Raw genomic sequence first — 23290 nt, 5'->3', positions numbered from 1 at the left:
TATATACGCTAGAAAAACATATTTCCGGGATGAGGACCAAACTGTCGCAATTCAAATTTGAGCTGAACGATAAACTGATCGCGCGCACACCAAGTAAGCGCCGCGACGATAGCCGACTGATGGTGGTGAACCGGGAGTCGGGTGAGATCGAGCACAAGCAATTTACCGATCTGTTGGATTACTACGGTGAAGGCGATTCGCTCGTATTTAATAACACCAAAGTTTTTCCCGCTCGTCTGTACGGACTGAAGGAAAAAACCCAGGCCCGCATCGAAGTCTTTCTGCTGCGGGAATTGAACAGCCAGGCCCGCCTCTGGGACGTCCTCGTCGATCCCGCCCGGAAGATTCGGGTAGGCAATAAGCTTTACTTCAACGATAAGCGGGGCAACAACCGCCTGGTCGCCGAGGTAGTGGACAATACCACCAGTCGGGGCCGTACCATCCGCTTCCTGTACGACGGACCCAACGACGAATTTACCAAGGAGCTCCACGGACTCGGCAACACGCCCCTCCCCAAACTCCTCGAGCGGGAAGCGGATAGCCGCGACGCCGAGCGCTACCAGACCGTCTTCGCGAAGGAAGTCGGAGCCGTAGCCGCCCCCACGGCCGGACTACACTTCAGCCGCGAGACCCTCATGCGCATGGAACTGGCCGGCATTAAGAAGGCCGAGGTCACCCTTCACCTGGGGCTAGGTACCTTCCGCGACATCGAGGTCGAGGACTTGTCCAAGCACAAGATGGACGCCGAGTACTACAAGATCGAGCAACCTGCCGTCGAGACCGTCAATGCGACCAAGAAGGACGGTGGCCTGGTCTGCGCCGTAGGCACCACCTCCCTCCGCGCCCTGGAAAACAGCGTTAGCGCCGAGCGCCTGCTGGCCACCAACGAAGGATGGACCAACAAATTCATCTTCCCCCCCTACGACTTCCACATCCCCGATCACCTGCTCACCAATTTCCACCTCCCCAAGAGCAGCCTATTCATCACCACCTGCGCCTTCGGCGGGATCGATCTAATCCTCGAAGCCTACGCTCAGGCCCAGAAGGAGAAGTATAAGTTCTTCGCTTACGGGGACGCGATGCTTATTGTATAAGGACTGGATTAGTGAATTTTTGAATGGGTGAATGGCTGCCGCACGTTGGAGGCGCTGCCTTTTTAATTGTTGAAGGGTTGAATTTTTGAATGGGTGAATGGCTGCCGCACGTTGAGGGTACTGCTGGATTCAATTGGTGAAGGGCTGAATTTTTGAGTTAGTGAATAGCTGCCGCACATTGGAGGCGCTGCCGGATTCAATTGGTGAAGGGCTGAATTTTTGAGTTAGTGAATAGCTGCCGCACATTGGAGGCGCTGCCGGATTCAATTAGTGAAGGGCTGAATTTTTGGATTGGTGAATAGCCGCCGCATGTTGGAGGCACTGCCGGATTCAATTGGTGAAGGCGCTGCCTTTTTAATTGGTGAATGGCTGCCGCACGTTGAAGGTGTACCACAGCCAGAGGTCGCAAGCTTACCTTCTTTTGCCGGTGTAAACCGCCCTATTGAATCAATATGCAATTGAAGGCACACGCTGGACACACATTTCAATCGCTATAAAGACTGGCCAGCTATCGGGGGGGGCTTCCTGACAGCATAAATACGCAGCAGCCTGGAAGCAACCTGCTTGTATCTTCTCGATCAATTATGATAGTCGATCGTAGTGGGTTCACTATTTGTGATACACGAAAGTTCTTCAGAGGCCATGCCCGCGGAAACAGTAAGAAATATTCTTTGCATCCCCTAGTTGAGCAAAGAGGTACTTCCAAAAGCGGACAATTGGGATAGCGATGACTACTCGTTCGTGATCACGCTAGCAGTACGTACCTGTCAGACAGCGAGCGTCAGCGAGCAGCGGACTGCGGTAGCTAATTCAAATGTCCACTAATCCACCAATTCAATCTCTCCCCCACGAGCGAAGCGAGCAGAGCTACCATCCTTTACCCCGTATCCCATTCACCCCTTCCTACAAAAGCCGTGCGGCAGCCATTCACTAATGCAATAATTCACCAATTCAGTCCCTATCCCGCGAGCTGAGTCGCCATTCTTTTCCCCTTAGCCCCGTATCCCCTTTACCCCCTGCCAAGCCAGAGCCGTGCGGCAGCCATTCAGTAATTCACTAATTCAGTAATTCACGAATTCACGAATTCAACCCTTCCCCTAAAAGTCCAGCCCCAAAGAAAGGTGCAACTTCCCTGCCTGCCGGTTGCCTGTTTCAACGCCCCAACCGTAGTCGGCACGGATGAAATAGCCGAATAGGGTGGTGCGGATACCCCCGCCGTAGCCGTAGACAATGGGTTCGCGGAAGCGACGCACGCGAACGCGGACCGGGCTGTAACCGTCAGCATTTTCTTCCGGGTATTCGGTGATGTTGACGGGATTATCCGCGTCGAAGGGATCTTTACCCGCCCAGGCTGTGCCGACGTCGAAAAATCCGACGAGCTGGAAGTCGCGCAGGAAAGCGGAACGCAAGTTGTTGAACAGATAGTTGAATACGGGGACCCGTAACTCGGCGTTCGACAGCACATACGTTCCCCCGTTGCGGATGTTGATGTCAAATCCCCGGAGCGGATTCGCCAGGTCCTGGAACACAAAGCCGCCGGTTTGGGGAGTAGGGATGCCGTCGTTGAAGTTGTTGATGACGCTATTATCCGCGCCGCCGAGGTAGTACAGAATCTTTTGCTGACCGTAGTTGGTCGCACCCGCCACGCGCAGGGCGATGATGCTCCGCTTCAGGATACGTTGGTAGTGCCGGGCATCCACCCCTACAATACCGAGAATGCCCGGCTCGAACTGGGAATCGAAGCCCTCGTCGAAGGAAAGGTTAAAGCTTTTAAATACCTCCCCATAGAATTTATAGCGGGTGCCCATCCGGAGGTTGGTGCCCAGGATCAGCGTGTTATCGAAGACGTATTCCAATCGTAATCCTACCCGCTCGGTGCTGAGCGGTTCGCTCTGGAGGGCGGCCAGTTCCGTCGGCAGGGTCTGGACGCGGTCGCGGCGGATAGTCCCGGTCGCCCGTACGCTGCGGAAGATGTCCAGCGGATAGCGTACGCCGTACTGGGCCATCAGGGTGTTTTCCTCGACGAGCCGGGGGCGGTCGAAGAAGGAGTTGGTGTAGGTGCCCTGCTGCGTCCGCCGGTTACGACGGTAGAAAGTATAGGTTCGGTCGAGGCGGTGCTTGAGGTCGGAGCCGGTAAGGAAGTATTCGGTACCGTTGAAGCTAGTGGGGATCCGCACGCCACCCGTGATGCTGTAGTCTTCCAGCAGATCCGTTACGTTCCCCTTGAGCAGGATGCCGACCGGTTGCTGCGTGTAGCCGTCGGGATTGGCCACCAGCACGTTCATGCCGTTGAAGAGTGGCTCGTTGTCGACCGTCGTCTTCACGTAATTTACGCGGAAGGTGGTCCGGTAGGAGGTGACCTGGCCCGGGCGGAACCGATAGATGCGGTTTAGTTCCGCAACCGGGCGCTCTCCCTGAAAGATGGAACCGGGGCTCCGTCGCTGCCGATCCCGGCCGACTACCGTCAGCGGGGGGCGGGTGCCGGTCGAATCCGGCCGTGCCGCGGGTATACCCTGAACGTCGGTGGTTTCGGGTTCCGCTAGAATATCTTCGGGGACCTCCTCTACGGGGGGCGGGGCGACCGTGTCCTCAAAACGGGTTTGGAACAGCAGCCCTTCGTCGTTGAGGCTGTTTTCCGGATTGATCTTATTCGGACGCATGATGCCGTCCTGGGGCCGCTTCACCTGGTTGGTGAATTGCGGTACGATTTGTCCGGCGGCTTGGTAGCTACGGCGGCGGTAGGCCGTGGGCGTCAGGTTCCGGGCAGCAGTGGTGTCGAAGTTAAAGCGGCGGATGTAGGTCGTCCCCTGGTCGATGTAGCTTTCCACTCCGACATTGATCGTCTGACTACCATCCAACTTGAGAATGTTGGTCGCATAGTCGGTCATTGCCTCCGTGATGGCCCGCTCTTTATAGATGGGGTTAATGACGATGGAATCGACCTCCATGGTGTCGAGGGCTTCCAGGACGGAATCACCATGCATTACGATTTCCGTGCCGTCCGGCAGGTAGATCGTCTGCTCGTAATGATCGAGGTAGGTTTCCAGGTGCGCCTGGTAGCGATTATAAATGCCGTTGGCATCGCTGAGGTAGGCAAAATGCTCGTCGTCAATCGGGGCGGGCTGTCGCTCATCCGCGAGCGGGGTATTCGTTATGCGAACCAGTTCTCCCGGCGTATTCTCCAGATCGTAGTAGAAAAGGTCGAAATGGTCGATGGGCAAGAGCGTATCGAGCCGGGTGGCCAGCAGAGACGTGTCCGGACGATTGCTGGCAAACACCACACCGCGACGTCCCTTTACATTGACCGGGGTGGCGTCCAGGTCATCCCAATGGTCGTTGGTAATATTCACCGCCTGACGCGATGCGGGAAGGTAGCGGTAGACGTCGCTGAATCCGTTCGCGATGGCCGTGATCAGAAAGTTACTCGGGTCGGCGTATTTCATGCTGAGTACCCGATCCAGGCGAATGCCCAGGATGTCCGTTGTCGATTTACCGGTATTGAGGTCGTAGAGCATCAGTTTCGGCTGATCGCGGAACTCATACATTATCGCCAATTCCTGGTTGGTGGGCGAAAAGTCGATGATCGGGTAGGCGTAGTCCGTCGCCTGCAACAGGTTGCGCTGGCCACCTTTGAGCAACATCTTCCGCTCGCCGGTATTCACATCCTGTAAATAGACTTTGTATTTGCCAATCTCGTTGAGCACGTATGCCACGCGCTGGCCGTCGGGGCTCACTTTCAACTGGGTAACCGGAAGCTGTTTTTTATTCTTTACTTCCAGCACCCCTTCCGTGGGAAGGCTCCGGCCCCGGCTATCTTCATTGTAGCGGTTCAGGTAGAACTCTTGCCAGTTGTAGAGCACCGTTTCGTAATTGCTTCCGAGTACGTACAGGAAGCCGTTTTCTACGGATCGGTTGATGCGTGTGAGATACAGCAGATTAGAGACGGTAGGCCGTCCCAGGTTCTCCGCGATGTAGTACCACATGGAATGACCGGCCAAGCGCGGATAGTCCGCAGCCAGGTCGTCGAAATCATCGTACTCACCGGTGGCGAGGATGTCGCGCAGCTGGTCATCAAGCTCGGAGCTCCAGTCTTGCCCCAGGTAGCCTACCAGCCCGGGCTTGAACCAGGTCGGTAAATTCAGCAACACCGCATTCTGCACTACTTCCTGTACGGTAGAGCCGTAAAGCAACTGCTCGATGTACACACTGGCCATCGCCTCGCGTACCTGGCGCCGCAGGTCGGTATGATCTCCGTTGAAGTAGACGAAAGCCTTGTTGCCCAAAAATTTAGCTTGGGTACCCGACAGGTAGCTGGTATTCGTCGTCAGCGATTGATTGCCCGTCAACTCGAATACCTCCTCGTTTCCGATATTACTTTGCTTGACGTCGGTGATGTCCTGATAGGTGATCAGCTGTACTTTCTCGTTCAGCCGGCTCTCCAGCATCTTTTGAATGTAGGCGAAGTCGTACTCCGCAAACTGCACGACCGCCTGCCCGATGCCCTGGTTGTTACCGTACCAGTAGGTGATGAAATTATCCGATTCGTACTTCTCCCAGTTGTCAAAATCATTGTGATACTGCACACGGTTCTTCCCGAACTCCACGCGGGAAGTTTGGGCCGGCAAAACCGAAGTGGCGCAGCAAACGAGCAAGAAAAGAAGAATACGCATGGAAGACCGTTTACATCGTTTGTCCGGCCGCATCCCGCACGTGAGAGCAGGCCGTCAAGCAAGATAACGGAATTGCCCGCGATAGGTTAGGCCTTAACTTCGATTTGGTCGGGGGGAAGGAAGGTGTGAATGGGTGAATCAGCGAATTGGTGAATGGCTGCCGCGTGGCTTTTGGAGGAAGGGGTAAGGGGGATAGGGGGTTAAGGGGTAAAGGGTGGTGGCTCTGCTCGCTTCGCTCGTGGGGAGGGGTGGATTAGTGCGTAGCTGAATTAGGGAATGGCTGCCGCGTGGCTTTTGGAGGAAGGGGTAAGGGGGATAGGGAGTTAAGGGGTAAAGGGTGGTGCCCTGCTCGCTTCGCTCGTGGGGAGGAGTGGATTAGTGAGTAGCTGAATTGGGGAATGGCTGCCGCACGGCTCCGCTCGAGGGGGAGGGGAGATCAAAGGATAAATTGGCGGATAGCTGCCTCGTGGAAGGAGCGGGAGAATAATTGAGCTATGCGGGAACTAGAATGGCTTAATTACCTGCGCTCCGCCGCAAACCCTTTAAAAGACCAAAGAACTTACAGACTTACAACCTAGCCTTCTAGGTACTTGGCTACCATTTCCTGCACGACGTCCTTGAGGTACATCTTGCGTTCCTTGGCTTCTTCCTTGAGGGTGACGAGGTGTTCTTTGTTGAAGACGAGGGTGACGCGCTTGGTTTCGGGCTTGGCGGGTTCGTCGGGCTCGCGGTCGGGGTCGTCCTGGACGGTGCTGCGGATGAGGTAGTCGAGACCACTGCGGCGACGGCTGCGGCTGCGGCGATTATCGTCGCTGATGAAGACGTCGAGGTTCTTCGTGAAATTCTTGCTGGTGATCTTCTTTTTGGCCTTCTTGGTCTTGACCGGAACGTCTACGTCCACCACTTCCTCCGAAACGGCCATGGGGTCGTCGCCGATGAGGTAGTCGTTGTCCTCAAAGAGTCCGGATAGATTGTCGGTAAAGCGTTTCTTGGCCATCTCGGGTTGCTTAGCGGGGGGTCGTTGCGGTTTGCTCCTTCATGCGGGGCCGGGTGTGGATCGGATTATCCGTCCTGTCGATGATCTCCTTGCATACCTTAAGGTAGTCCTTGGCGCCGTTGCTGGAGCCGCTGTAGGTGAAGATATCCTGTCCCTGCGAGGGTGCTTCCGCTAAGGAAACGTTATTCCGGATATAAGTTTCGAAGACGAGCGGGCCGAAGTACTTTTTGATCGTCTCGACGACGTCGCGGTTCAGCACTTTACGCTGGTCGTACATCGTGGCCAGTACGCCGCTGATGTGCAGTTCCTTGTTGAGGCGAAGTTTTACCTTCTGGATCACCTGCTTGATCTTGGCGAGCCCCTGCATGGCCAGGAATTCGGTCTGCAGCGGAATGATGACCTGCTGGCTGCTGGTCAGGGCATTGAGCGTGAGCAGACCCAGGCTCGGGGGGCAATCGATGATGATGAAGTCGTAATCCTCATCCACGGCGGCGAAAAGCTCCCGGAGGATGAACTCCCGGCCGGCTTCGTTGACGAGTTCCATTTCCGCGCTGGACAGGTCCAGGCTGGAGGTGACGACGTCAAAACCGGGCTTGACCTCGAAGGGGACCAGATCGGACTCGCCCATCATACTCTCGTAGATGGTGACCGACTGCCGGGGGATGCCGAGGCTCAGCGTGAGGTTCGCCTGTGGGTCCAGGTCAACGAGTAATACCCGTTTTCCTAGTTCTACAAGTCCGGCTCCGATGTTGATGGCGCTGGTGGTTTTCCCAACCCCGCCTTTATGGTTCAGTAAGCTTAATACAGTTGCCATGCAAGGTGCTTGGTGTTGCGGCGAAGGTAGGGAATATTATTCAATGGACTTGGGCGGCGGGGCGCAGGATAAACAAATTTTTGTAGACAGGTATATTAAAAATATTTTGTTTCTTATTCACAAATGCACTAAGTTTACGGTACGTCGCCGGAGATCGATCACACGACACTTTTTCGCATCCACCAGTTCCGTCGGCAAATCCAGATAGCGTACATAGATCGTCCCCCGTATCGAATCCGGTACCGCTCGGTATGCCGGTGGACAATCCGTTAACCCCTCCTCCGACCGCTTTCCTGCCGCGGTGGGAAAGGCCACCGGCGTGGGCGGTGGTATGGCGGAGCGGGGGGAGCCAGTGCGGCGGCGGCCGGGTGGGTTCTCCCACCCACTCAGAGGAGCCGTCTGTTCGGTCCGGCCGTTTCACCTCCGCTGACTTCCCTTATTTCTCTCTAATGCACACGCCGAAAAATTCCACTCCCGGTACAGCCCAACACCGCCAGAGTAACCGCTACCCTTTACTTTCGTGAGATATATGCGCCACGGATGTTGCTTCGCCCCAACTTGCTCCAACCCCGGCCCCAGTGCGCAGCACAAGAGCAATTCCTGGATAAAATCCGTGGATCATAGCCGGGCAACGCTTTTGATCTTCCCCCGTCCTCATTGATCGCTACAATCAGCTATTTCATCCCATGATCAATCCCGCGGAGCGCAGACTCATCATTGAAAATGCCTTTGCCTACCTGGCCGCCTTCGGCATGCTGGTGTACGGTGCAGGTAAGTGGATACAGTTTGAGGGCGCATCGGCGAAGGAGGTGCTGGTTTCCGAGATGACCGGTATGCAATTGATGTGGGCCTTTTACGGCTACTCGCCGGCTTTCGCCCTAGTGTTGGGGGCGCTCGAGATCACCGGTGGTGTCCTCTTGCTGATTCCGCGTCTGCGGCTGTTTGGATGCCTGCTGGTTTCGGTTGTCCTGGTCAATATCATTCTGCAAGACATTTTTTACGAGGTGCATAGCGGTGCCTTGCGGGCCGCTTTGGTCTATCAGTTTTCCGTGCTGCTGATCTTGATCCTCCGGAGGGAGCAGGTGGTGAACGCTATACGGGCCTTATGGCAGGGGCCGGAGCTGAAATTCAGCAAAAGGGCACTGCTTATCGGTACGCTTTCCTTTATCCTGTTCGTGGGTCTGCGCATAGCCGAATACTTCCTGACGAGAGCCTGAGAATCGCTACCAATGGAATGGAACATACGGGAAACTCGCTTGGAGAAATGCCTGAATCAGGTTTCATAATGCCGGGCTCCAAGACCTGTATGGCCAAGTCGATTTCCTGTTTCCCGACCAATTCAAGCATTTCGAGCAAATATGCCCGTCGTCTCAATGGCTTACTCCAACTGCAAATTATTCTACAGTCTGCATAAAATCAAACGGGAAATAAATATCAGACTTATTATATATCAAATGATATAAATGTGTATTCAGCTGATATTGCAATCTCAATAAATGAGCGATACCTGATATTGCTTTCCGGCTAATCAATTATTACCGATTCAAGCACTTCCAAACGGCAATACCGGCCCCGGTGTTTACACATGTGAAGTAAAATTATGTAAGAAAAACAGACAAATTATGGGGCTAAAGTTGGCTTAATTCAAGACGTAAATCTTAACTTTATATTGAATGTAGCTTGAAACCCTGGCGAACTACGCCTCATTTTAGGATTAGACCTTATCTCTCGTGAAATCTCGATCTGAACCCTACAAGGGGCAGTTGATCCTGCTATTCTACTGCCTGATCTCCTTTATTGCGCTCGTCCCCGGGTGCTATGAAGATGATGACTCACCGGTGGAAGAACCTCGGCCCATCTTAAGAAAGCCCTATCCCGCTAAGCAAGTCGAACAATCCGTTCTCGGTCGGCAAACAGATGCGGATCTGGCTGCTCTGGTCAGCGTAGAATCGTAGCCTCCAGACACACCAAATAGGGGGTCATCGCAATCAGGCATAGGCTTTCTTAACCGCCTCCGCGATACCCGCATGAGTGACTTGCGAGCAGGGATTTTACCCATTATCCCGCAATACTTCCGCCGGTACGCTCCGGATGGCCCGCAGCGTAGTAAGACTGACCGCCACTACGGTAATCACCAACGTGACCAGACCGGCCAGCAGGAAGAGCCACGGACTCACCGTCGTACGGTAGGCAAAGCCCGCCAGCCAGGCCGATAGGGCCAGGAAGGTCAGGGGAGCTGCCACTACCAGGGCTACACCCAGCAGCGGTAAGTATTCCCCGTTGAACCGCCGCAGCAGCGACAGGGTAGAGGCACCGAGAATCTTGCGGATCCCGATCTCCCGCCTTTTCAGCGTAGTCAGGTAGGCCGTCAGCGCTACCAGGCCGATGGCCGCCACTCCGAAGGCCACCAGACTAAAGAATATGCTCAGGCGCGAGATCCGCTCCTCCGCGCGATAGAGCTCGCGGAGGTTGCCGGATAACAGGCGGGCGCGAAACGTGCGATCCGGGAATAACGATTCATATACCCCGCGCACCGACTCCCGCACCTCGGCCGTCCCCGCCCCCTCGAAGCGCACCGCGGCCCAGTACACATAGCGGGGCGACGGGCGCAGCGTCAGGATCATGGGATCGACCCGATTCCGCAGGCTAAACATATTGATATCGGCGAAGGTACCCGCGATCGTCACCGGAAACCCGACTTGCCCGGTCTCCTCGTCGCTGTATTCCGGTTCCGTGATTAGCATTCTTCCTATCAGTTCCGTGGGCTTCAGGTTTTCGCGCGCCGCCAGCCGCTCGGCCAACGTTTCGTTGATGAGCGTACGGGAGGCAGGACCGTCACTAACCAGTGCAATCGAGGTTTGCAAACCGAGTAGTTCGGCCGATGCGGTGCTCATTTCCACCAGGTACGCATCGTCGTAGACCTCGGTAGTGCCATCCAGATTATAAGTGGTCTGGTTATAGGGTTGCCCGCCCATATAGCCGTCGGCCCCGACCGCCTCCACCCCGGGCAGCCGGCTTACTTCCCGCTGGAAGGTGGCAAAGCGGGTGCTGTCACCGTCCATATTGACGTACAGTACGCCATCGCGGGTGTATCCGAGATTCTTTTCCTGCAGGAAGCGAAATTGTCGGTTCACGATCAGCGTGGCGCTGCACAGTCCGATCAGGAGGGCGAATTGAAGTCCCACGATCCCCTTCCGCAGGGTCAGTTTACTCCCGCCCCGGCCGGCCGTATTGCCCCGTAGTAGCTGCAGCGGCTGGCGGCCCGACAGTACCAGCGCCGGATAGATGCTGGCCAACAATCCAACCCCTACACCAATTCCCAGGATGACACTCCAGAGGTCCGGCCGCGACCAGGCGTTTTCGGCAATCGCCGTGTCCATAAGGGCGTTAAAGACGGGCAGGATCAACCACAAAGCCAGCAGGACAACCGGCACGGTAAGCAAGCTCATTACCACCGCCTCCAGTACGAACTGACCCGCCACCTGGCCCCGTCGCGCGCCGAAGAGCTTGCGCATGCCGATCTCCCGGCCCCGCCCCGCGTTCATGGCCATGGCCAGGTTGGTGTAGTTGCTGATGGTCAGCAGGAGCACCACCAGCGCGATAATTCCGATGATGTACAGATAGCGGACGTCACCCGGTGGCTTCATTTCGTACAGCAAGTCCGATCCCAGGTGGAGTGATGGCAGAGATTGCAGGACCAGCCCCCCGAAGAGTTCGTCGCCCGCCAGCGAAGGGTCGATCCGACCGATGTCCGCATTCAACCGGCGGCTCAGGGCCTCGGGGTCGACCGTTGGCTCCACCTCCACGTAGAGCCGGCTTCCCCAGTAATCGATGCGGTCGCGGTGCAGGGCCAGGCTGAAGGTGAAATGGGCATCCGCGGGCACGTCTTCGAGCACGCCGGCAATCTTGTAGATGATGGTATCAATCGTTAGCTCCCGACCCAGGACGCTCGCGCCGCGCCAGTCGGCACCAAAGTAACGCTCGGCCAGGGAGGCGGTCAGCAGGGCCGTATTCGGTTGGCCGGCGAAGCTTTCCGTATTTCCCTGTAGGAACGACCAGCCGAAATAGTCGAGGAAGCTTTCCGGGGTATTCGTTTCCAACACATCGGCAACGGGGAGCTTCCGCCGTTCGACGGTAACGTACGTTGGGTCCGGGTAGGTCATGAACTGGGTGGCGGAGCGTACGCCACGGAATCCCCGGATGCCCTCGAGTTGCCGCAGTTGTTCCTCGCCGGTGGTCTCGAAGAAGCGGGGGAAGCCCACTATGCTATAGCCCTGTGAGCGGTAAATCCGCCCTACGCGGTACTTGCGGTCGGCGTCGGGCACGAAGCGGTCGTAGCCGGTCTCGTAGTTCAGATAGAGTACGGCCAGCGCCACGGTAAAGATGCCGGCGGCCAGGCAGGCGAAGTTGATCAGGTTGTAGCCCCAGCGGCGGTACAGCATGCGGACGGCAATGCGCAGATTGCCCGGTAGCAGGCGGTTCAGTTTGCTGAATTCCCGGCCGGTAGCCGCCGGGTCCGGACTTACGCGGTCGCGGGCGGCGGCAAAAGCCTCCTCCGGCGCCATCCCCCTGATGAGATTTTCCTCGTAGCGATCGTGCAGGCTACTCTCCAGCTCATCCAGCTGTTCGGGTTCCAGGGCGGCGGAGCGCAGGTGTAAAGTGCGCCAGTCGAGCAAGGCCTGCTCAAAATCGAATTTCCTCGGTGAGTGGGGCATAGTCCGTGGTTTCTTACGTTAGCGGGTGTATACCTGGGTATGGACTACATTTCCTTCCCGGTCGTAGAAGGTCCATTCCTCGATGGGCTGCTTCCAGTGGCGGTACTGCCCGCGGGCCTTGACGCTGCCGTCGTCGTAGTAGCGGACCACCGGACCTTCTACGCGGTTGTTGCGGTAGGTGCCCTGTTCGAACTTCGTGCCGTCCGGGTTAAAGTTGATCCAGGTTCCGTTGCCGAGACCGTCCTCGTACTCCTGCACGGTTAAGAGTTCTCCGTTGTCGTAGCGTCCGTACAGGACACCCGTGAAAGACGTATCCGCGCCGCGGAGAAAGTAGCGAATGCCATAGTTGGCCGGCTGTTGAATCGTGGCCGACATCGGTTGGAAGGCCCGTCCCGTCGTATCGGGAAACGGTACATCTTGCGCTTGTAAAAGGGAGACGGCAAGAATTAGCAGGCAGAATAGGGGCAGTCTGGTCATTATGCGATGCTTAGTTCGGGGTCCTTACCACCTAGTCCCCAGAGGGAGAGGAAAACCTGGTTGACGCGCATCCACTGCTCCCGTTCCGCGGCGAGCTGGCGGGTGCCTTCGTCGGTGATGTGGTAGTACTTCCGGCGGCGCCCGGCTTCGGTCTTCACCCACTGGGAGCGGACCAGCCCTTCCTTTTCCATGCGCGAGAGTACGGGATAGAGCATGGCGTCCGTCCACTGCAGTTCACCGTCGGAGAGTCGTTCGACTTCCTTAATGATCTGGTAGCCGTAATTTTCACGGTGGGAAAGAATACTGAGGATCAGCGGCTTCGTGGAGGCCGCTACGAGTGCTTTGGTAGCCATCAGGCATTAGTTTGCGGGGTGGGGGAGTTCGGTGAAAGGTGGTCGCGCTCGAAGAGGACGGGCATCCCGTCGTACAGCTCGACGATGCGACCGGCGCGGGCGGCGTCTTCGGGCGAGTGGGTGACCATGACGATCGTCGCGCCCTGCTCGTGGAGGCCGGAGATCTTGTCCATCACCTTTTCGCTGTTCACCGAATCGAGGTTGCCGGTGGGCTCGTCGGCGAGGATGAGATCGGGGCGGGTGACAATCGCGCGCGCAATCGCAATGCGCTGTTGCTGGCCGCCGGAGAGCTGGTAGGGGTAGTGGCCCGAACGGTGGGCCATTTCCAACTCGGCCAGTGCCATGTCAACGCGTTCCGTGCGCTCGCGCCGGCCGACACCCAGGTAGCGCAGGGGAAGTTCTACGTTTTCGAAGGCCGTTAGCTCGTCGATCAGGTTGAAGCTCTGAAAAATGAAGGCCATGTGGCGCTTGCGGAGGTCGGCCCGCTGGCGCCGGTTCATCTGCGTCACCTCCTGTCCACGAAAGAAGTATTGGCCCCGCGAGGGCTCATCGATGAGGCCCAGCAGGTTCAGCAGGGTAGACTTCCCGCTACCGGAAGGGCCCATAATGGCTACGAATTCGCCGGGGTCGATGCGGAGGTCCAGGCCGTTGATAGCCGTGGTCTCCACCTCGTCGGTGTAGTGGTATTTGTAGATCTGCCGGAGGTCGACGACGGGTTCGGAAGCGGACATTAGCGTAGTTGTAAGGTGGGGTAATCCTGAAATTCTTCGTAGCCGGAAGTAATGACGCGCTCGCCGGGGCGCAGGCCTTCCAGTACCTCGTACTCCCGCGGATTCTGACGACCCAGCCGGATCGGTCGGCGGTGGGCCCGGTCGCCCTCGAGGACGTAGACCCAGTTGCCGCCGGTGCTGGCGTAAAACTCCCCGACCGCGATGAGCGTCGATTCGGTGGGTTCCCCGAAGCGGAGTTTGAGGCGAAGCGACTGGCCCCGTACCAAGTCGTCGGGTATCCGTTCCGGGTCATTGAAATCCACCAGGATGCGAAAGCGACCATCCTCCACCGTCGGTAGGATGCTGGATACCCGCACGGGCACGTCTCCGTCCCGCAGCGCGATGGTGCCAGGCTGGTCGATGGCGACCTTGCCAAGGTAGAATTCATCCACCTCCGCTTCGACGGTGAAGTCATCCAGCCGGTAGATCTGGCCCAGGCGATCCCCTACTTCCATGGCCTGGCCCACCTTGGCGGTAAAATCGCTGAGGCGACCGGTGAGTGGGGCCACGAGGTAAAGCCGGTCGAGGATGCGGCGTACGGCACGGAGATTGTCGGTAAGTCGTTGCTCGCTGGCGTTGATCTGGGCCAGCTGGATCCGGCGGCTGATGCTGTCTTCGCGGTAGGCGGCATCGAGCAGCCGGCGACGATCCTGGTAATAGGCGTAGCGGGCGGCGGTGGGCTCGAAGTCGGCCGGAGCGAGGAGGCTGTCGGCGGCCAGGCTGCGCTCGCGGTCGTAGCGTTTATTCTCCAGGGCGAGCAGGAAGTCGGTTTCCGCAAGCTGTTCGCGGCGAGTGAAGTCGTTCTGGTTAAGCAGGAGCGCGGTCTGCCGCTGGGCGTTGAGCTGTTCGAGCAGTTCGCTTTCGCGTTGCAGGACCTCCAGTTCCAGGTCGGCATTAGCGATGCGCAGCAAGGTATCTCCCCGCTCGACGGTCGCGCCCGGCTGGACGAACAGCCGGTCCACCACGCCGCCGATCCGGCTGTCGAGGTAGTACACTTCCGTCGGTTCCAGCCGCCCGGTCAGCGAAATGTATTCCGTGAAGGGAGAGCTGGTGACGGCATTCACCGTCAGTCGGTCGGCCGGAACCTGCAGCGTGGAAGCGTAACGCGTGCCGAGGAAGTAGTACGCTCCCGCGGCCAGCAGCGCGACGGTGCCGATACCAAGTAGCAGCGGCCACTTTTTCTTTTTCCGGATGGTTCTGTCCATGTGCCTAATGCTGTTAGGTATATACCTAATGCTATTAGGGTAGTTTTGGTTTACCGGAGGCCGAAATATTTTACCCCGGAAGGGCGGACTTTGGCGGAGCCGTTCGTTTTCGGCCATTTTCCAAGGTGGTCTCCACAGAAATCACCTAATCTTGCGTTGGTAAAAGACCTACCCCATCCTTCTTCCGTGGCTTTTCCGCCCATTACCTATTCACCTGACCCTGAAAGATGCATACCTCAAAGTGCCTAACGGCCTTCTTCGTCCTGTTTGTCCTGATCGGTAGCCCCCTGGTCGCGCAGCACAACAGCATCATTTCCATCGCGCCGGATCTAACGATACTGATGAATAAGCAGGGACTCAACCTATACGACAACGGCTACGTAGTCGATCATGCGTCCTCCAACCTTAGCTTTGGCCTGTCCGCGCTGCGGCGGCATTACTCTACGGCGGGTAAGCCGCTTTCCTTCGAGTACGGGCTGCGGTTGTTCAAGGAAACCACCCGCCTGGACGTACGCGGACCGAACGCCGAGCGGTCCGATCTGACCCTTCACCAGCTCGGCTTGGGCGTTCCGCTCCGGTTATTCTTCGACGGCTGGAAGAAGGGCAAGGGCCTGATAAAAAAACAGGGCGGGCTATTCGTGGAGTTGATGAATAGTGCCAACTTCCGCGGCGATCTGTCGAAGAACGTCTACACCTCCCATCTCTCCCTCGGAGCCAGAACCGGTGGGCGCGTCGTATATCTCCAGATTGCCTTCGGCTGGCCGATCTACACCAGTCAGACTTTCTTCACGGCCCTGGATCAGGGCTTCCAGTTCACCAATAAGCAACGGCGCTTCGCCGTCTTGACCCTGGGCTACTCCCTGCCCGATTAAGTGCCAATAGGAATGGGAATGCCGCCCCTGTCTGAGGCCGGTCGTTCGTTAGCAGCCTGACCGCGCGAACCGGTCTTCTACCTGCGCTCCGCCGCCAAATAAAAACCCCGAAAACCGCGAAGCGCGGTTTTCGGGGCAGATCCCAAGTCGCCGGCTAGCGACTAGAGCCGCAGGGTCAGCGAGAGGTTGAAAATGGTGCCGAGCTGGCTAAAGTGGAAGCCGTCGTAGGTCATCTGCGAGTACCGCTGGTTGAAGGTGATGAGGTTCGACTGATTCATGAGGAAGGCCTCGTCGTTGAGGAGGTCGTCCGCGCCGGCATCCGCCTTGAATTCCCATTCCGGGAGGACATTGAATATGTTGTTGGCATTGAGGGCGGCCAGCAAATTCCCCGTGATCGGGTAAGTGAGGGCCAGATCAGTGACGATCTTCGGCTGGAACTCGGTGTAGAGCCGCGAATCGAGGCCCTGCTGCCGGAAAGTGGTGGGCCCGAAGAGGGTGTTATTCAGTGATATGCCGAGTTTGTTGGCCCGGAAGTCGATACCCAGGATGGCCTTGTACTCGGGGCGGGAGGTAAAGAACAGCGCTTCCTGGGTAGGATTGCTGACCGTCTGTCCGGCCGCTTCCACCAGCGCGGGGTTTTTGACTTCTCCCTCGCGCTCGTTCTGCAGGGTGTAGTTCCCGGAGAAGTTCAGGTCGATGGACCGGTTGCCGATGGGCAGGTCGCGGTAGCTGGCAACGAAGTCGATGCCGGAGGTACGGGTATCGAGGGCGTTGACGAAGAAGCTGAGGTCAGACAGGTTGTTGGCGGTCAGGATGTCGTCCAGGGCGGTATCACCGGCGTCGGTGGCGCCGATCTCGGTACTGAGGATGATGCGGTCCTTCAGCGCAATGTTGTAGTAGTCGAGCGTGATGCGCAGGTTGTCGCTGGGCCGCAGACCGACGCCGACGGTGATGTTGGTCGACTTCTCGGGCTGCAGGGATGGCAGGCCGAGCAGGCGCGCTTCGCGGGATACGTTATTGACCAGTCCGCCGACCTGGATGCCCTGGCCGGGTACAAAGCTGTACTGGGCTTTCTGGGTGTAGATCTGGTGGAGAGACGGGGCCCGGAAACCGGTAGAGGCCGAGGCGCGCAGGGTCACCTTGTCGTCCGCGAATTTGTAGCGGCTGCTGACCTTCCAGACGGCCGCGCTGCCGAAGTCGCTGTAGTTCTCGATCCGGCCGGTGGCGTTGATGAGGAAGTCTTCCGTGAAGTCGAAGGCGAAGTCTAGGTAACCGCCGAAGTTGTAGCGGTTGAAGGCACCCGCGTTGCGGGGGTCGGTACCGGCGAAGGAGTCGGGGCCCCCCGCCTCGTAGGCGGCTTCGGTACCCTCGATGACGGTGAAGGTTTCGCTGCGGAATTCACTGCCGAAGGCGATGCCGACCATATCGGAGAGCCGGCGGGTGACGTCGAGGTTGCCGACGAAGTGGTTAAACTGGGTCCCGCCCACGTCAAAGAGGATGGGGCTGTTCTCGCGGTATTTCTGGGAGTAGCTAAACTCGTCGATCTCGCGGATGCCGTTGTCGTTGTCGTCGCCCAGGTAGCTCTCGATGAGTACTTCGTTGCGGTTATGGGTATTGCGGACAATGTAGGTCTGCCGGTTGCCGCCCACGGTGAAGCTGGCGTCAGCGATCCACCCGTTCTTGCTGCCGCGCAGGCCGATGGTGCCGTTGTAGTCGTTCAGGTCGCCGTCGAAGGTGGGCACGTAACCGATGTATTCGCCGTTGGGCCCGTTGGGGAAGAAGTCGGCCAGGTAGGGGAAGTCGTCCAGCGTCCGCCAGTAGGGCGTACGGTAGTTAGCGAAACTGTTGACCTTCTTGTAGACGTAGGCGGCGTTGCCGTAGATCTCGGCGTCGGCGGAGATGTTGGATCCGGCGTTGATGGAAAACTTGGCGGCGGTGGTTTCCGGCGATCCGTTCACGTTACCGGCGTCGGGGTAGCGGCTCAGGAAGTCCCGGACATCCTCGATGTCCGCCCCGAAGTCGCCCGCTTCACCGGCGGCGTCTACCGTGCCGGGGCGGTTGGCCAGTTCGCGCTTGGAAAGGTCGATGGTGTAGTTGACGAAGCCGTCCCGGCCCAGGGAGGCACCGTTGTTCAGGGCCACGCCGTAGGTTTCGCCGTCGCCCTCGGAGGTGATGCCGGCGTTGAAGATGATGCTCCCGTCGTCGATGTTGTCCTTCAGGATGATGTTCATCACCCCGGCGATGGCGTCGGAGCCGTACTGGGCCGAAGCCCCGTCGCGCAGGATTTCTACCCGTTCGATGGCCGACTGCGGGATAGCGGAGATGTCCGCCCCCGTTTCTCCCCGGCCGGGGGAGGTTTGGGTATATAAGAGCGCGCTCGTATTCTTCCGCTTGCCGTTGATCAGAATGAGGGTGCGACTCGGCCCCATATTGCGGATCTCGTAGGGGTCCAGCAGGGAGGTGGCATCGTTCACCGGCGTATTGACCGAGTTGAAGGAAGGGATCTTGTAGTTGAGGGCCTTGTCGAAACTGTTTTGCCCCGTGGCCACGAGGTCTACGGCACTGATGACGTCGATCGGCAGGGGAGTGGAGGTCGCCGTGCGCGGAGCGGTGCGGGAGCCGGTGACGACGACGTCGACCAGATCCAGGCCGCCGGCCAGTTCCACGTCCACGGTTTGGGTTTCGCCCGGGGCCAGGTCGACCTCGATCACGGAGGTGGCGTAGCCGATGTAGCTCACCTCGATGGTCTGGGGACCGGTGGGTATGGTCAGGGAATAGGTGCCGTCCAGGTCGGTCACCGTACCGCTGCTGGTACCGCTGACGAGAATATTGGCTCCGATGACGGGGTCACCGTCACTGGTGACGGTGCCGTTGAGGGTTTGGGCCACAACGGATAGGGGTAGCACGCACAGGGCGGCCAGGAGAAATCGAATCATAAAGGGAAGTAGTGAGTGAGTTATGGGTTGGTAGCGGGAGGGTAGCTAGAAAAGTCTGAAGGTGTGTTGAGTTGTGTTTGGTGAAAAGGGATTTTGTCGAATGCTATGTGTGCCTAAAGACGCTTACCGCGAATAGGGTTTTGTAAAATTGACAAAAAATAAAATATAATTTAAAATTATTTTAAGCCAACCCGCCCGAAATTAACACCTAAGAAATGCTGCCCTGTTAAACGCTTGGATACAAGCTCCGGACTTGCCTCGTTTTACGGTTGAAGCCCATTTGCGGTGCTACCCCTCGGTTCCGCCACCTTTTGGTTTTCGCCCCACGAATCGGACCACGGAGCCCAGTCCGTTGTGGTACTTCCCTTCGCTGAGTTCGACCTCACGCTCCTCGAGCAGGTCGATGGTATAGTGGGGGAAATCGCGGCGCAGGTCGTCCGTGGAGAAAAGTAGCCGCTCGTCGTAGGGTCCTCCGACGGCGGGGTTGCGCTCGCGGTAGGGCAGGTGGTCCTTTCCGAAGCCCTCGAAGATGACGGTGCCGCCGGGTTTGAGGTAAGTGTGCAATAGGGCATGGAAATTCGTGCGGACGCTCGGGGGGAAGTGGGCGTAGATGAGGGCCACCGCGTCAAATTGCCCGGCGAAGAAACCCAGTTCCGGCAAATGACCCACCCGGTAATCGACGTTCACGCCCTGCTCCGCTGCTAGTTGTAGCGCTTTGCTGCGCCCCGCCTCGCTGATGTCGAAGGCGGATACCGTCCATCCCTCTCGGGCGGCGTGTACGGCGTTACGGCCTTCGCCCTCCGCGCCGAAGAGTATCGTCCCGGGCGTGAGCCGCTCCAGTTGCTCCGCCAGGAACACGTTCGGCTCGCTACCGTAGGCGTAGCCGGGCTCGGTAAATCGGGTGTTCCAAAGGTTTAGCCAGTCGTTTGCCATCTCACAGATTGAACATGCCGAATTTCGGCTACTATCCTCAGAAATGGGGAGACGCTACTTTGGTTCGGTGGCTACTGGTTTCCGAGGCGCGCATTATCGTCCCATGGGGACAGGCCGAAGGTGCGCAGGATGGGCACGAAAAGACCCAGGGAGCCGATGCGGATCACGGGATAGAGATAGGGCGGCGACTGAAAGACGAAAGCAAACGGAGCGCCCTTTCCGCCGATTTCGCCCCCGTGTATGACCCCGTCCAATTGACTCGCCCACCATCCCGCCTCGTGCACGGTGGTCAGCAGCACGAAGAGGAAGATGCCGGTCGTGATAACCCGGGTCTGCAATGGTCGTGACCTGAGGTAGAGCAGCACCAAACCACCCTGGAGCAGGAGCACGGCCAGGTGGTAATCGAAGGTGACATTCACGATATCAGGCACCACAAGACAAAAGGCCAGGAGAAAATTCAGCCACGCGAAGGCCCGCAAGTTGCTCCGGGCATCCTCCACTTTATGTTCTTCCAGATAGCGCACCCTCTACCGCGCGGCAGTTTCCTCCTTCCCGCTATTCAGTGCCTTCAGTAGGCGATGGTAGATCTCATTATTGGGGTAAATCCCCGAAAAGTGCTCTTCCCCGGGCCCGCGGGCGAAGATCGGGACGAGCCCCGCGCTGTGCTCCCGGGTACTGAACTCCAGGGCGACGTCCGTAGGAATTTCTCTCTTCGGCCCCAGCAAGGTAGATTCGTAGCGCTTGCCGATGCGGAGCCCACCCGTTTCGTGGTTGCCCGCCACCACCAGCAGGGTATTGGGGTGTGCATCCACGTAGTCGAGCAGGATACCCAGCGTTGCGTCGAAGTCCGCCATCTCCTGCATCAGTAGGGTATCGCTTTGGGCGTGCCCCGCCCGGTCGATGTACGGCCCCTCCAGTACGAAGAAGAAGGGCGATTCCTGTCGGCTGAAGTAGTCCAGCCCCACGCGGGTGGCGTCGGGAAGGAAGTTCTGGCGTCCCTCGGCCTTCGTTGGCAGCGACTCGGGAGCGAGCAGGTAGCCGTTCTTCCGGTTGATGTTCGTCGGGGATAGGCCGATGGTGTCCAGATGATAGCCCTTTCCCTCCAATTCGCGGTACAGGTTACGCCCGTCCTTACGGTGGGTAAAATAATTAAGTCCGCCACCGGCGAAGAAGTCCACGCCGGAGGTGGCCAGCTGGGAGGCAATGTCTTCGTGGTGGTCCCGGTCCTGGGCGTGGGCGTAGAAGCTGGCGGTCGACGCGTGGGTGATCGAAGTTAGGCTGACGAGGCCGGTTTTATACCCTTCGTCGTACCGTAACTGCTCCAGGATAGAGGGCACCGGCACCGTATCCGGGCCGTAAGCGATCGCCCGGTTATAGGTTTGCACACCGGTTGCCATGGCCGTGGCCGCCGCGGCGGGGTCCGTCACCGTGTGGCTGGCGCTGCTCGTGTTGACCAGGCCCATGCGTTGGAAGCGGGCGAAGTGCGATGTCTCCTCGCCGTAGTAAAAGGCCGAGGAAACCTGCGCCGTTCCCAGCCCGTTTCCGATGAGTAGGATGACGCTAACCGGTTCCGGTGGCGCCAGGGTATCCTGTGCGTAGCCGCGGGACGCCAGGAGGCAAATCAATAGACAGAGGACGGAAGTTAGGCGGGAGGCCATGGTATGCAGTGCTTGTGAGTGTGGACCAAGATTTGCCACGCATCCTATTCAAAGCATAAGTTCTGAATACGGAACGGCTTGGAATGAAGTCCGCTGGCAAATGAAGGTTAGCGATATAGGGAACGCTGCTTACCAGGTGCTCTAGTGTAGCCGGTTGGCAGATTATGACACAGGAACCTCCCTCACGGGGCAGCCCCGCTACCGATCCGGTTGATCAAAACCCATTTTTCCGCAATTACCGGCCGGGCCGACTTACCCCTTCCTGTCCGATGCTAATTTGACGATCAGCTCCCGCGCCGCGGCATCGTCTTCGCCGCTATCGGCGGCTACGCGCAGGGCTTCTTCCGCGGTTTGGAGGGCTTCGCCGGGCTGTTCGGCGCCGTCCTGCATTTCCGCCAGCAGCAGGAGATTTTCGTAGGTGGGCTCTTTGTCCGTAATTTGTCGCATTAGCTGGGCGCCCAGTTCGAAGACTTGCTGCTCTTCAGCAAAATGACGGAGGTATTTGGCGGTTTCGATCAGCGGGGCTTCGTCGACCTTCCCCGCGGCGGAAGCGTACCGCAGCGTAGCCCGGGCGTAGGCCAGCCAGTCTGCAGCTCCCTGGTAGTAGTAGATCTCGGTTAGCGCGGTCATAGATGGCTCGTCCGGAAAGTGCTGAGCCAGCGTCGCCTTGATGGTCGTGAGCTGCTCGTCATCCTGGTCCCGCCCGGCCGTTGAGGCGGCATTTCGGATCGTGTAACGAAGCTTGCGGTCTACCTCCTCCCGCCCGAAAAGGGGCAGGTAGGCCTCGTGGTGTTCGAGGAAGTGCTGGGTTGCGGGAGAGGCGAAGGGAAGGTATGTGTCAAACAGGAGCCGGAGGGTTGCGTCCGATGTCAATTGCTCCGGTGACTGCGTGGCCAGGTATTCGCCTACGACCGTTTCCTGTGGGCTATCCCTTCGTTTGTAATCTATCAGCGCGGTCGCGTAGTTGAACAGGAGATCGGGCGACCGGTCCCCCCCGTCGTAACGACGCATCAGACTGAATATGGCCCTGTCCGGGTCGCCGGCGTCCTTAGCATCCTGGATGAAATCCGCCGCCGGTTTGGCCGATGCGCTCTGGTGTAACATTTCGCCTTCCGCACTGAGGAAAACGTAGGTGGGAAAGGCATTGATCCCATACTGGTCCGAAAGGGCTTCCCCCTCGGCGCCGTCCTCGATGTCGATCCGGTAGGAGAGGAAGTGGTCATTGTAGTAAGCCGCTACCGTGGAGTCCGTAAATACATCGCGCTCCATCTGGCGGCAGAAGTGACAGGACTTCGTATAGGCGAAAAGGAATACGGGTTTATCGGCTGCTTTGGCCTGCTGCAGCGCTTCCTCCCAGGAACCGCCGGCAAAGGCGATGCTCCGGTCACCCTGGGCGGTAAGGCAGAGGCATACGAACAGTAGGGGAAGAATAAGCAGGTAACGCATCGGAGAGTAGTTAGGGCAGGCTGAGGATCTTAGCTGATGTAAGATAGGTCGGAGGTACATAATAGACTTTTACCCGGTCGTATTTGTCACGGAGCTGCCCGGTATACGTTGTCCCACCCGTGGGCAGCTGCGGCTTCCCCCACCGATAGGCGGTAGTTGGCGGAGCAATCGCAAGATGCAATTTGCGGCGGAGCGCAGGTAATATGGATCTTGACGGAGGAGCGGTTACTCTCGTACTCCCATTCCTATAATACTTCCGATAGTCTCGATAAAATGGATCATCGGGTAATCACGCGAAGGTGGGGCGGATGGTCAGTGCCGGAATTGCTTGCCGTCGAAGTATTGGGGTA

Annotated in this window: 16 protein-coding genes; 3 read left to right on the top strand and 13 right to left on the bottom strand. The window is 58.0% G+C overall.

Annotated elements, in window-relative coordinates:
• The first annotated feature begins 29 nt into the window (after positions 1-29).
• Positions 30-1094 (top strand): tRNA preQ1(34) S-adenosylmethionine ribosyltransferase-isomerase QueA, encoded by a 1065-nt coding sequence (gene queA, locus DRW39_RS21460; RefSeq protein WP_116109226.1) that lies wholly within the window; start codon positions 30-32, stop codon positions 1092-1094.
• Between the two features lie 1097 nt (positions 1095-2191).
• Here queA and DRW39_RS21455 read toward each other — a convergent pair.
• From DRW39_RS21455 to DRW39_RS21445, 3 genes are all read right to left on the bottom strand, one after another.
• Positions 2192-5764 (bottom strand): hypothetical protein, encoded by a 3573-nt coding sequence (locus tag DRW39_RS21455; protein WP_116109270.1) that lies wholly within the window; start codon positions 5762-5764, stop codon positions 2192-2194.
• 574 nt (positions 5765-6338) lie between these two features.
• Positions 6339-6761, bottom strand: coding sequence for a hypothetical protein (locus tag DRW39_RS21450; protein ID WP_116109224.1), 423 nt, complete (start codon positions 6759-6761; stop codon positions 6339-6341).
• Between the two features lie 10 nt (positions 6762-6771).
• Positions 6772-7575: a ParA family protein gene (locus DRW39_RS21445; protein WP_116109222.1), complete on the bottom strand. Its 804-nt coding sequence runs from the start codon at positions 7573-7575 to the stop codon at positions 6772-6774.
• Positions 7576-8261: 686 nt separating this feature from the next.
• On the opposite strand from DRW39_RS21445, the gene DRW39_RS21440 reads away from it, so the two are divergent.
• Positions 8262-8792: a hypothetical protein gene (locus DRW39_RS21440; protein ID WP_116109221.1), complete on the top strand. Its 531-nt coding sequence runs from the start codon at positions 8262-8264 to the stop codon at positions 8790-8792.
• 834 nt (positions 8793-9626) lie between these two features.
• Here DRW39_RS21440 and DRW39_RS21435 read toward each other — a convergent pair.
• From DRW39_RS21435 to DRW39_RS21415, 5 genes are read right to left on the bottom strand one after another with little or no spacing between them, the layout of a single operon-like run.
• Positions 9627-12290: an FtsX-like permease family protein gene (locus DRW39_RS21435; RefSeq protein WP_116109219.1), complete on the bottom strand. Its 2664-nt coding sequence runs from the start codon at positions 12288-12290 to the stop codon at positions 9627-9629.
• 18 nt (positions 12291-12308) lie between these two features.
• Positions 12309-12767, bottom strand: coding sequence for a toxin-antitoxin system YwqK family antitoxin (locus DRW39_RS21430; RefSeq protein ID WP_116109218.1), 459 nt, complete (start codon positions 12765-12767; stop codon positions 12309-12311).
• Positions 12767-13120: a PadR family transcriptional regulator gene (locus tag DRW39_RS21425; protein ID WP_116109216.1), complete on the bottom strand. Its 354-nt coding sequence runs from the start codon at positions 13118-13120 to the stop codon at positions 12767-12769. Before DRW39_RS21425 ends, DRW39_RS21430 begins: the two co-directional genes overlap by 1 nt.
• A complete protein-coding gene (locus DRW39_RS21420) occupies positions 13120-13851 on the bottom strand; it encodes an ABC transporter ATP-binding protein (protein WP_116109215.1) in 732 nt (243 codons plus the stop codon). Before DRW39_RS21420 ends, DRW39_RS21425 begins: the two co-directional genes overlap by 1 nt.
• Complete coding sequence (locus tag DRW39_RS21415) at positions 13851-15095, bottom strand: efflux RND transporter periplasmic adaptor subunit (RefSeq protein ID WP_157976295.1); 1245 nt, start codon at positions 15093-15095, stop codon at positions 13851-13853. Before DRW39_RS21415 ends, DRW39_RS21420 begins: the two co-directional genes overlap by 1 nt.
• A 227-nt stretch (positions 15096-15322) precedes the next feature.
• On the opposite strand from DRW39_RS21415, the gene DRW39_RS21410 reads away from it, so the two are divergent.
• Complete coding sequence (locus tag DRW39_RS21410; protein WP_116109211.1) at positions 15323-15967, top strand: hypothetical protein; 645 nt, start codon at positions 15323-15325, stop codon at positions 15965-15967.
• Between the two features lie 161 nt (positions 15968-16128).
• Here DRW39_RS21410 and DRW39_RS21405 read toward each other — a convergent pair whose 3' ends face one another.
• The 5 genes from DRW39_RS21405 to DRW39_RS21385 form a co-directional block, all read right to left on the bottom strand.
• Entirely contained in the window at positions 16129-18903 is a 2775-nt protein-coding gene (locus DRW39_RS21405) for a TonB-dependent receptor (RefSeq protein ID WP_116109209.1), read from the bottom strand.
• A gap of 288 nt (positions 18904-19191) precedes the next feature.
• Complete coding sequence (locus DRW39_RS21400; RefSeq protein ID WP_116109207.1) at positions 19192-19836, bottom strand: class I SAM-dependent methyltransferase; 645 nt, start codon at positions 19834-19836, stop codon at positions 19192-19194.
• Positions 19837-19907: 71 nt separating this feature from the next.
• Positions 19908-20360: a hypothetical protein gene (locus DRW39_RS21395; RefSeq protein ID WP_116109206.1), complete on the bottom strand. Its 453-nt coding sequence runs from the start codon at positions 20358-20360 to the stop codon at positions 19908-19910.
• A gap of 3 nt (positions 20361-20363) precedes the next feature.
• Positions 20364-21494 (bottom strand): alkaline phosphatase, encoded by a 1131-nt coding sequence (locus DRW39_RS21390; protein ID WP_116109204.1) that lies wholly within the window; start codon positions 21492-21494, stop codon positions 20364-20366.
• Positions 21495-21746: 252 nt separating this feature from the next.
• On the bottom strand, positions 21747-22940 hold the full coding sequence (locus DRW39_RS21385; protein WP_157976294.1) for a thioredoxin family protein: 1194 nt from the start codon (positions 22938-22940) through the stop codon (positions 21747-21749).
• Between the last annotated feature and the right edge of the window lie 350 nt (positions 22941-23290).

The sequence above is a fragment of the Lewinella sp. IMCC34191 genome (assembly GCF_003390935.1).
Taxonomy (GTDB): Bacteria; Bacteroidota; Bacteroidia; order Chitinophagales; family Saprospiraceae; genus Neolewinella.
This window is presented reverse-complemented; position numbering and strand designations above follow the sequence as displayed.

Bases quoted from the DNA above. Each gene is read 5' to 3' on its own strand.
- DRW39_RS21405 (WP_116109209.1), bottom strand. From the start codon at position 18,903: ATGATTCGATTTCTCCTGGCCGCCCTGTGCGTGCTACCCCTATCCGTT.
- DRW39_RS21440 (WP_116109221.1), top strand. From the start codon at position 8,262: ATGATCAATCCCGCGGAGCGCAGACTCATCATTGAAAATGCCTTTGCC.
- DRW39_RS21435 (WP_116109219.1), bottom strand. From the start codon at position 12,290: ATGCCCCACTCACCGAGGAAATTCGATTTTGAGCAGGCCTTGCTCGAC.
- DRW39_RS21425 (WP_116109216.1), bottom strand. From the start codon at position 13,120: ATGGCTACCAAAGCACTCGTAGCGGCCTCCACGAAGCCGCTGATCCTC.
- DRW39_RS21430 (WP_116109218.1), bottom strand. From the start codon at position 12,767: ATGACCAGACTGCCCCTATTCTGCCTGCTAATTCTTGCCGTCTCCCTT.
- DRW39_RS21420 (WP_116109215.1), bottom strand. From the start codon at position 13,851: ATGTCCGCTTCCGAACCCGTCGTCGACCTCCGGCAGATCTACAAATAC.
- queA (WP_116109226.1), top strand. From the start codon at position 30: ATGAGGACCAAACTGTCGCAATTCAAATTTGAGCTGAACGATAAACTG.
- DRW39_RS21450 (WP_116109224.1), bottom strand. From the start codon at position 6,761: ATGGCCAAGAAACGCTTTACCGACAATCTATCCGGACTCTTTGAGGAC.
- DRW39_RS21415 (WP_157976295.1), bottom strand. From the start codon at position 15,095: ATGGACAGAACCATCCGGAAAAAGAAAAAGTGGCCGCTGCTACTTGGT.
- DRW39_RS21400 (WP_116109207.1), bottom strand. From the start codon at position 19,836: ATGGCAAACGACTGGCTAAACCTTTGGAACACCCGATTTACCGAGCCC.
- DRW39_RS21455 (WP_116109270.1), bottom strand. From the start codon at position 5,764: ATGCGTATTCTTCTTTTCTTGCTCGTTTGCTGCGCCACTTCGGTTTTG.
- DRW39_RS21390 (WP_116109204.1), bottom strand. From the start codon at position 21,494: ATGGCCTCCCGCCTAACTTCCGTCCTCTGTCTATTGATTTGCCTCCTG.
- DRW39_RS21445 (WP_116109222.1), bottom strand. From the start codon at position 7,575: ATGGCAACTGTATTAAGCTTACTGAACCATAAAGGCGGGGTTGGGAAA.
- DRW39_RS21410 (WP_116109211.1), top strand. From the start codon at position 15,323: ATGCATACCTCAAAGTGCCTAACGGCCTTCTTCGTCCTGTTTGTCCTG.
- DRW39_RS21385 (WP_157976294.1), bottom strand. From the start codon at position 22,940: ATGCGTTACCTGCTTATTCTTCCCCTACTGTTCGTATGCCTCTGCCTT.